We start from the raw sequence: 8,024 nt of genomic DNA on the forward strand, positions 1-8,024 counted from the left end.
CGTTAATGATTCGGCTTGTATCAAATAAAATCAAACCAGACATAATCAGTACAACTGCTGCATTAAGCACCATAAACATCAATGAACTGCCAATAAAAATATTAACGATGCTTGCTACAATCACAACGATTAAGCCAACAGTTAAAAAGCCACCCATGAATGAGAAGTCTTTTTTAGTATTTAGTGCATAAGCAGATAAACCAAAAAAGATAAGCGCTGTAGAACCTAAGGCTTGCATAATAAGCATTGGGCCATTAGGTAATGCAGCATAATGGTTAAGCAATGGACCTAAGCCTGCCCCCATTAAACCTGTGAAAGCAAACACCCAAAATACACCAGATGCTGTATCTGCTTTTTTATTTACAACAAATAATAAACCGAACGAAACGAGTGTAAACACAATTCCCATAAAGTAAGGTAATTGTAGTGCCATTGAAATACCGGCTGTAACTGCACTAAATGCAAGTGTCATAGCTAGTAAAAAGTAGGTGTTTTTAAGTACCTTGTTTGTTTCAATGGTAGACATTACCGGTTTCGCGGTATTGTACGATTGATTAAACGCCATTGTAGAGCTCCTTTAAGTGAAACGTGTGTGTTTCGATAATTTAACTAAAATTAGATTACCAACTCTTATATGTTTGGGCAAACCTTTGTAGATCAATAGAGTTAAATATTTAAATAAAAGTATATTGACGGCTAAATTAAAAACATTTTGTTTTAACTTTAAACAAATTAATTGTTTTTTAGGCACTTAAACAATTAATTTAAAAAAAAGCTTCACAAAAGGGATGGGTTTCCCTATTATGCAGGCCGTGCGGAGAGATGGCAGAGTGGTCGAATGCACCGGTCTTGAAAACCGGCATGGGTTTATAGCCCATCTAGGGTTCAAATCCCTATCTCTCCACCACTTATTTAATAAGTGTGTGGTAATTAAAATATCATTCATTTAAATAGTTATTAGTACACTCTTACTTTTAACTTAGCAGTATCGGAGAGATGGCAGAGTGGTCGAATGCACCGGTCTTGAAAACCGGCATGGGTTTATAGCCCATCTAGGGTTCAAATCCCTATCTCTCCACCATATAACAGAATAGCCCGCTAATTTAGCGGGCTTTTTTGTGTTTGGAACAAAATCAGTGCACTTATAACAATCCGCAATAATACTTAATCATTTTGCGGGGCTAAACGTGTCGCTCCCTGCGTTAAAAAATTCTCATTTTGAACAACTAAATAGCGAATTTATTGCCTAGCTATCAATACGTTTTTCCGCCTTAAAAATAGACCACTTAATTAAGCGAATTGGTATTACATGTTTTATCTCTCATTAGTAAAATCTTAAAAGCAGATAGAATTGCTCACACACCACCTTCTGCTGTTAAATAACGTTGATGTTCTCTTCCTTTTTTTGTTTTTAATAAAACTACCATCACAAAAAATTTTAAATGAGTTGGAATGCACATATTAATGTGTGCTATTTTTAAATATTGGTGGATTAAAGGTATGCAAAATAGGATGTTGTGGCTCAAAGATGATCTAGATTCGAGAAAGTTAGTTGTATATCGTGCCGTCATGTTTTCGTTTATAGCGCTTTTTGTACTTTTTGTATTTCAACCTTTTGGCACTTCAAGCGATACCGAGTCTTACAAGTTTCTGCGGCTTTTTGGCTATGGGATAGTAACCTTTTGTGCTTTGCTATTGTCAGGTTTCATAGAAATAGTGTTACTTAAGTTTAAGCTAAGTAAATTAAGCCGTTTAATTATTATTCCTATCACATATATTTTAATTACTGCGTTATTCAATCATGGGTATTTTGTGGTTGCTGTACTTGGGTCTTGGCATTGGCAGAATCAATTACTTTTTGTAGGGTATATTTTTTGTATTGGTGTATTTCCTCTTATTTTTTTACTTGTGGTAAATAGGCATGTAATAGATTTAACTAAGCCAAGTACAGTTAGCGTCGATCAAGAGCAGTTGAGAGAAGTTGAATTAAAGACAATTACTCTTAAAGGCGATAATAAAAACGACGAAATTAACACAGCTCATCACCATATTTTATTTATTAAATCTTCAGACAACTATTGTGAAATAACAATACTGGAAGGAGCTTCAACTTCACGTAAACTATTACGTGTATCTCTTAGCAGTTTATTAAAGCAGCTCCCAGAAAATACAATTATATTACGATGCCACCGTTCTTATGCGGTCAACCTGCAAAACATTCAGCACTACAGTGGTAATGCTGGAGGGTTGCAATTATCGCTGCATACAATTGATATTAAAATACCGGTGTCTCGTTCTTATGTAAAAGTAATAAAAGATGCTTTGTCATTAATCCCAAAAACATGTTAATCCCCCCTAAAACATGGGCTTTATACCTCGTCTTGTAATTGAGACCTAATAAGTCGCTTTGTATTTTTACTATTGCCAAGATTAAGTTGAAATTTACAACTTAACGAGGAAAGTAGATATGAAATACGCTATCAAGGCACTTGTAATAATTTCTATATTTGTATTTTGCCACTATGTAATGAGGCAGTTTTGGGGAGAAGGTTGGTCTAGCTGGTTGTCTGAACTTGATAATCTAACTGGCATTTTATTTACCCCCGCTAAATATACTTTTTTATATGGACCGTTAGTTATTGCGGCTATTATTTTGTTTAAACAAAGTGAGCCTTTTGAATCTATAGGGCTTAATTCTTCTGGTTTTATTAACTATGCACTCGCAGCAATTATTTGTTGTGCTCCTATGGCAATAGGTTATGGATTTTTGAGTGATGAACTTAACCTATCAATACCAGCAATAATCACCGGCTCAGTTTATGCGGGTTTTTTTGAAGAGCTAATTTTTAGGGCTGCATTGTTTGGTGTTTTATTTAAATATTGTAGATGGGGCTTTGTGCCTGCGGCATTGATTAGTTCAGTAATATTTGGCCTGGGCCATATTTATCAAGGTAATGATGCGATTTCTGCATTGATGGCGGTTGCGATCACTACTGTAGCAGGTACATGGTTTGCGTGGCTATATTGTGAATGTGGTTATCGTATTTGGTTTCCTATGTGGATGCATATTTTTATGAATGCAGCTTACGGAATATTTGGTATGTCGGGCGGCGCAGTCGGTGATCTACAAGGTAACTTATTTAAAGCAACAGCAATTGTACTAAGTATTGTGTATGTTGAGATGCTAATTCGACGAGGAAAGCAGCGTGAAGTTACATTATCAAAATTATTTCAATGCACTAAAAGTGGACTTTATACGCAACAAGCTAACTTAAATTGATTGGGAAACGACCATGCTAGAACTATTTATTGTAATAATTATATTTAGCTCACCCTTTTTGATTCTTACTATTACTAAACGTTATTTCACCTATAAAACTACAATAATGGCAGCGCAAGCAAAATTTAAAGGACTGAATAATAAGATAACAAAATTAGAGGAACAAACAGCGATGTTGTACAAAAGATTGGCAGTGCTAGAGGAAATAGTAACATCTCGCCACTTTGAGTTATCAAATAAAATAGCTCAGTTATAAGCACTTTGATAAGTATAACCCAAACGTATGAGCCTATTAATATATTAATAGGCTCATACTGCAATAAGGTTTATTTTTAATCATAAATTACGACCATAGTCTCTATTTCTAAGCTTTAGATCTTGGTGCATGCTTAATACATTAAAATTTATACTCTGTATTAAGGATTATTAGATGAAACATCAACTCGCAAAAAGCGTCGCGCTTTCATTATTGTCCCCGGTAATTATTGGCAGCTTGTTAGGATTGTATTATGCACTAACGCTACAGGGTGATTTCTTATCCGTATTTTTTCAACTGTTGATGACTGCTATCTCAAATGCACATATTGTAGGCTTAACGATGGCGGCCTTTGTTGTGCCAGGGTATTTACTAATGTTTAAGTATTCTAAAGTTAATTATTCAGGTGTATTAACGCTTGGTTTGTTAGGTGGCGCTATATTTAGTTACTTATTAAGTGCCTCAACTGGCGAGATATTTTTGATTAATAGTGTTATGTCAGCATTTGCAGCCGGACTGTTTTTATTTGGTCTTCGCAAATCGGTAAAAAAATAATCGCAGCATTATTAACCAAGCACGCTGATAAACGGTGCGATTTCCTTTTTTTTACCTCCAAAAGGTTCCAATTTTTCACGACAAAGAGTACCTTTAGCTACTGTATGTTTAATAAGAAGTAGTTTGGTATGCAAAAGCACGATTTTTACCAGTCATTAGTTAAGCAAACTGAATCGCTGATAGCTGGTGAATCTAATGTAATTGCCAATTTGGCAAACATAAGCGCGCTGTTATTTACCTCTTTAGAAGATGTAAATTGGGCGGGCTTTTACTTTATGGATTCTCCTACTGAATTAGTACTTGGTCCGTTTCAAGGTAATCCTGCATGCATCCGTATTCCCGTTGGGAAAGGGGTATGTGGAACAGCTGCGGCAACCGCTGAAACACAATTAATTGAAGATGTTCACGCTTTTGACGGGCATATAGCCTGCGATGCAGCGTCTAACTCTGAAGTAGTTGTACCTATCATGAAACATGGTAAAGTATTCGCAGTACTAGACATTGATAGTCCAAGTATTGGCCGATTTGATGCTGATGATAAAGCTGGCCTTGAAGCATTAGTGAAATGCTTAGAGGCGAGCCTGTAATGAAAGATTTGCTAAATGTTCAAGACTACCTATTTGCTGTGCAAGATGTTGGCGACTGGGAAGGCGAAGAAGAGCATGTAGCGGAAACGCTCAATGATTTAATTCATATTGCATGGGATCGTCTTCCAGATGATTCAGAATGTGAATTTATTGATGAAACAATTAATGGTATTTGGGAACACCTTCGGGGTGATATGGCTGTAATAGAAGCCGATTTCGAAGAGTTGGTCGACTGGGTAACACACTACGTCGATTCGTCCCTTGATGAAAAGATGTGAAAAATAGGTTCTAAAATGGAAACCACAAACAAGCTAAAAGATATTAATGAAGTGTTGGAATTTTTATATCAAGAATTCCCACAATGTTTTAAACAAAAAGATGGCATCAAGCCGCTTAAAGTAGGTATTTTTAAAGATATTGCTGAGCGTATTGAAGGGTCTGAAAAAGTAAGTAAGACTCAAGTTCGTCAAGCGCTTAGAAAATACACGTCTAATTGGCGTTATTTAGAAGCTGTGACAAAGTCAGAGTTTCGTATTGATCTTGATGGTAATCAAGGTGAAAAAGTTGAGCAAGAGCATATCGACCATGCACAAAAAGCATTGGAAGAAAGCCGCGCTAAAATGGCAAAACGCAAAAAACAACAGCGTCCTCGCCAAGATTCTGATTCTAAATCTTTCAAGAAAAAACCAGCTCATGCTAGCAAAGCAGGCGATAAAAACGCACCTGCAGCTAACAAACCTGCTAAAGCAGCGCCAGTTAAACGTTCAGGAAAAATTGAACCTTTACCAGCAACTGAGGTCAAGGTTAATAATAAGGTTAAGGTTAAACTTGGCCAAGCACTTGTAAATGCAGTAATCACTGAAGTGAACAAAGATGACGTTCATGTTGAATTAGTGACAGGTATGCAAGTTAAAACCAAAGCTGACAGCTTATACATCGTTTAAGTTGTAAATAAATTAAGGAGTTGTGTATGAGTAAAAAGTTTACGCTCATTCCGTTAGTTGCTGCCCTGTTTTCAGGTTCATTATTTGCTGCTGTAGAAGCCNTGGCTAGCTTATTTGCTCGTTCACACTATACACCGGTTCGATTTAACGATGAGCTTTCTAGTAAAGTGTACGATCGTTATATCGAATCCCTTGATTTTAATAAAAGCGTTTTCTTAGCCAGCGATATTGCTTCTTTTGAGCAATATCGTGATGACTTTGATAACGCTATTACTACCGGTAAATTAGACTTTACGTTTGATATTTTTAACTTAAGTCTTAAACGCCGTTTTGAACGTTACGAGTATTCACTTACTTTACTTGAAAAAGAAATGACGTTTGATAAAGAAGATGAATACTTTTTTGACCGTGAAGATTCAGCATGGCCTGTGTCACAAGCTGAGCTTGATGAAATTTGGCGTGAGCGTGTAAAGTACGACGCACTGCGTTTAAAAATGACGGGTAAAGATTGGGAAGGCATTAAAGAAGTGCTGACCAAACGCTATAAAAATGCAGAAAAACGTTTAGTACAATCTAATTCAGAAGATGCTTTTCAAATTGTTATGAATTCGCTAGCACGTAGTATTGAGGCGCATACGTCTTATTTATCGCCACGTCGTGCAGAGCAATTCAAAATGGATATGGACTTAGAGCTTGAGGGCATTGGTGCCGTACTAAGCCCAGATGAAGACTACACTGTTATTCGCAGCTTAGTGCCGGGAGGCCCTGCAGATAAAACAGATCAAATTAAAGCTGATGACCGCATTATTGGTGTTGCCCAAGATGGCGAAGAATTTGTAGACGTAATTGGCTGGCGTTTAGATGACGTAGTTGATTTAATTAAAGGTCCTAAAGGGACTAAAGTACGTCTACAGTATTTAAAAGGTGTTGACGCTCACGGCGCACCTAAAGTTGTTGAAATCACGCGTGATAAAATTCGACTTGAAGATAGAGCGGCTAAATCAGAAGTATTTGAAGCAAAATACTCTGATTTAACAAGTAAAGTTGGCGTGATTGAAATTCCAGGCTTTTACAATAATCTTTCGAAAGATGTAAAAGTTGAGCTGGCTAAGCTTAAAGAAGAAAAAGTTGATGGTATTATTATCGACTTACGCCAAAATGGTGGTGGTTCTTTATATGAAGCAACACAACTATCTGGTTTGTTTTTTGACCAAGGTCCAGTTGTTCAAATTCATACCTTAAATAACCGTATTGAAGAGCAAAAAGATCGTGATGGTATAACTTATTACGACGGTCCTTTAACTGTTTTAGTTGACCGTTACAGTGCCTCTGCTTCTGAAATATTTGCAGCAGCTATGCAAGATTATGGTCGTGCGGTTATTATTGGCGAACAAACTTTTGGTAAGGGTACTGTGCAGCAGCACAAAGGCTTAGGCCGCGCTTACGATTTATACGATAATGCGCTGGGTAGTGTGCAGTATACAATTGCTAAGTTTTATCGTATTAACGGTGGTAGTACGCAACATAAAGGTGTGATCCCTGATATTTCGTTTCCATCAGCAATCGACCCTGCAGAGTGGGGCGAAAGTAAGCAAGATAATGCACTTCCTTGGGATAGCATTGTTAAAGCGAAATACAAAAAACTAGGTAATTTAACACCTATTATTACGTACCTTGAGAAACAACACGAAGTACGAATAAAATCAGAACCAGAATTTGGTTATGTATTTAATGACATTACCTTATACAACGAAGAGAAAGACCGTAAAACTATCTCTTTAGTTGAAGCTACGCGTATTAAAGAAAAAGATGAAGGTGAAGCACGTGCACTTGTACGTACTAACGAACGTCTTAAGCGTTTAGGTAAAGATCCGGTAGAAAACTTAGACGATTTACCTGAAGTAATTGAAGAGCTTGACCCATTTTTGGAAGAAGCTGCATTAATTACTCAAGATTATATTAATTATGGTCGTATAGCTAAGAAGTAACAACTGGTTTTACCTCTATAAAAAAGGCGCTTTAGCGCCTTTTTTACTACCTAAAATTTACTAAATTGTTATAATCCTTGATTACATAAAGTTGAGCTAGATTAATGACGCTCAATTAATGCGCTTTACGTGCTAAAAATAATAATTAAACACACAGTAAGTGTGTGTAGGAGTCTCTACTTTGAAGCTATTGGATGACAAACCAATCAAGCCCGCCTCGTTTTTTGATGCATTAATTCCTATCTCTGTATTAATTTGTTTACTTGGTGCTGCAGTTTACTTATTTGGTGATAACTCTTCATCAGGCCCTAACCAAATTGCACTTTTATTTGCTACTTTTGCAGCGGCTTTAATTGGGCTTAAAAACGGTTATACATGGAAAAAGTTAGAACAAGCCATGATTGAAGGTATAAC

General features: G+C 36.5%; 9 protein-coding genes, 2 tRNA genes and 1 pseudogene. 11 read left to right on the top strand and 1 reads right to left on the bottom strand.

Going from position 1 to position 8,024, the window contains the following annotated elements; genetic code table 11:
* Positions 1 to 565 (bottom strand): Bax inhibitor-1 family protein (locus L654_RS0110185; RefSeq protein ID WP_024607955.1); only part of this gene is annotated, 565 nt, incomplete at its 3' end.
* Between the two features lie 251 nt (positions 566 to 816).
* On the opposite strand from L654_RS0110185, the gene L654_RS0110190 reads away from it, so the two are divergent.
* The 11 genes and pseudogenes from L654_RS0110190 to L654_RS0110245 all read left to right on the top strand — a co-directional run.
* Positions 817 to 907, top strand: a tRNA-Ser gene (locus L654_RS0110190).
* Positions 908 to 990: 83 nt separating this feature from the next.
* Positions 991 to 1,081: transfer RNA gene (locus tag L654_RS0110195), tRNA-Ser, on the top strand.
* Positions 1,082 to 1,452: 371 nt separating this feature from the next.
* The gene (locus tag L654_RS0110205; RefSeq protein WP_225305745.1) at positions 1,453 to 2,349 is read left to right on the top strand and encodes a LytTR family DNA-binding domain-containing protein; all 897 of its coding nucleotides are present in this window, start codon (positions 1,453 to 1,455) and stop codon (positions 2,347 to 2,349) included.
* A gap of 118 nt (positions 2,350 to 2,467) precedes the next feature.
* On the top strand, positions 2,468 to 3,280 hold the full coding sequence (locus L654_RS0110210; RefSeq protein ID WP_007586924.1) for a CPBP family intramembrane glutamic endopeptidase: 813 nt from the start codon (positions 2,468 to 2,470) through the stop codon (positions 3,278 to 3,280).
* Positions 3,281 to 3,293: 13 nt separating this feature from the next.
* On the top strand, positions 3,294 to 3,536 hold the full coding sequence (locus tag L654_RS0110215; protein WP_024607957.1) for a hypothetical protein: 243 nt from the start codon (positions 3,294 to 3,296) through the stop codon (positions 3,534 to 3,536).
* Positions 3,537 to 3,710: 174 nt separating this feature from the next.
* Positions 3,711 to 4,091, top strand: coding sequence for a hypothetical protein (locus tag L654_RS0110220; protein ID WP_007586920.1), 381 nt, complete (start codon positions 3,711 to 3,713; stop codon positions 4,089 to 4,091).
* 128 nt (positions 4,092 to 4,219) lie between these two features.
* Positions 4,220 to 4,678, top strand: coding sequence for a GAF domain-containing protein (locus L654_RS0110225; protein ID WP_007586917.1), 459 nt, complete (start codon positions 4,220 to 4,222; stop codon positions 4,676 to 4,678).
* The gene (locus tag L654_RS0110230; protein ID WP_002961910.1) at positions 4,678 to 4,956 is read left to right on the top strand and encodes a hypothetical protein; all 279 of its coding nucleotides are present in this window, start codon (positions 4,678 to 4,680) and stop codon (positions 4,954 to 4,956) included. The genes L654_RS0110225 and L654_RS0110230 overlap by 1 nt, the downstream gene beginning before the upstream one ends.
* Positions 4,957 to 4,971: 15 nt before the next feature.
* Positions 4,972 to 5,622: an RNA chaperone ProQ gene (gene proQ / locus L654_RS0110235; protein ID WP_007586916.1), complete on the top strand. Its 651-nt coding sequence runs from the start codon at positions 4,972 to 4,974 to the stop codon at positions 5,620 to 5,622.
* Positions 5,623 to 5,648: 26 nt separating this feature from the next.
* Positions 5,649 to 7,610, top strand: coding sequence for a carboxy terminal-processing peptidase (prc, locus tag L654_RS0110240; protein ID WP_024607958.1), 1,962 nt, complete (start codon positions 5,649 to 5,651; stop codon positions 7,608 to 7,610).
* Positions 7,611 to 7,791: 181 nt separating this feature from the next.
* A pseudogene (locus tag L654_RS0110245) lies at positions 7,792 to 8,024 on the top strand (Na+/H+ antiporter NhaC); the annotation flags it as partial.

Origin of the sequence: Pseudoalteromonas sp. TAB23 (assembly GCF_000498075.1) — a bacterium.
Taxonomy (GTDB): Bacteria; Pseudomonadota; Gammaproteobacteria; order Enterobacterales; family Alteromonadaceae; genus Pseudoalteromonas; species Pseudoalteromonas arctica.

Coding starts and splice junctions, on each gene's coding strand:
- L654_RS0110205 (WP_225305745.1), top strand. CDS start 1,453: ATGCACATATTAATGTGTGCTATTTTTAAATATTGGTGGATTAAAGGT.
- L654_RS0110210 (WP_007586924.1), top strand. CDS start 2,468: ATGAAATACGCTATCAAGGCACTTGTAATAATTTCTATATTTGTATTT.
- L654_RS0110215 (WP_024607957.1), top strand. CDS start 3,294: ATGCTAGAACTATTTATTGTAATAATTATATTTAGCTCACCCTTTTTG.
- L654_RS0110220 (WP_007586920.1), top strand. CDS start 3,711: ATGAAACATCAACTCGCAAAAAGCGTCGCGCTTTCATTATTGTCCCCG.
- L654_RS0110225 (WP_007586917.1), top strand. CDS start 4,220: ATGCAAAAGCACGATTTTTACCAGTCATTAGTTAAGCAAACTGAATCG.
- L654_RS0110230 (WP_002961910.1), top strand. CDS start 4,678: ATGAAAGATTTGCTAAATGTTCAAGACTACCTATTTGCTGTGCAAGAT.
- proQ (WP_007586916.1), top strand. CDS start 4,972: ATGGAAACCACAAACAAGCTAAAAGATATTAATGAAGTGTTGGAATTT.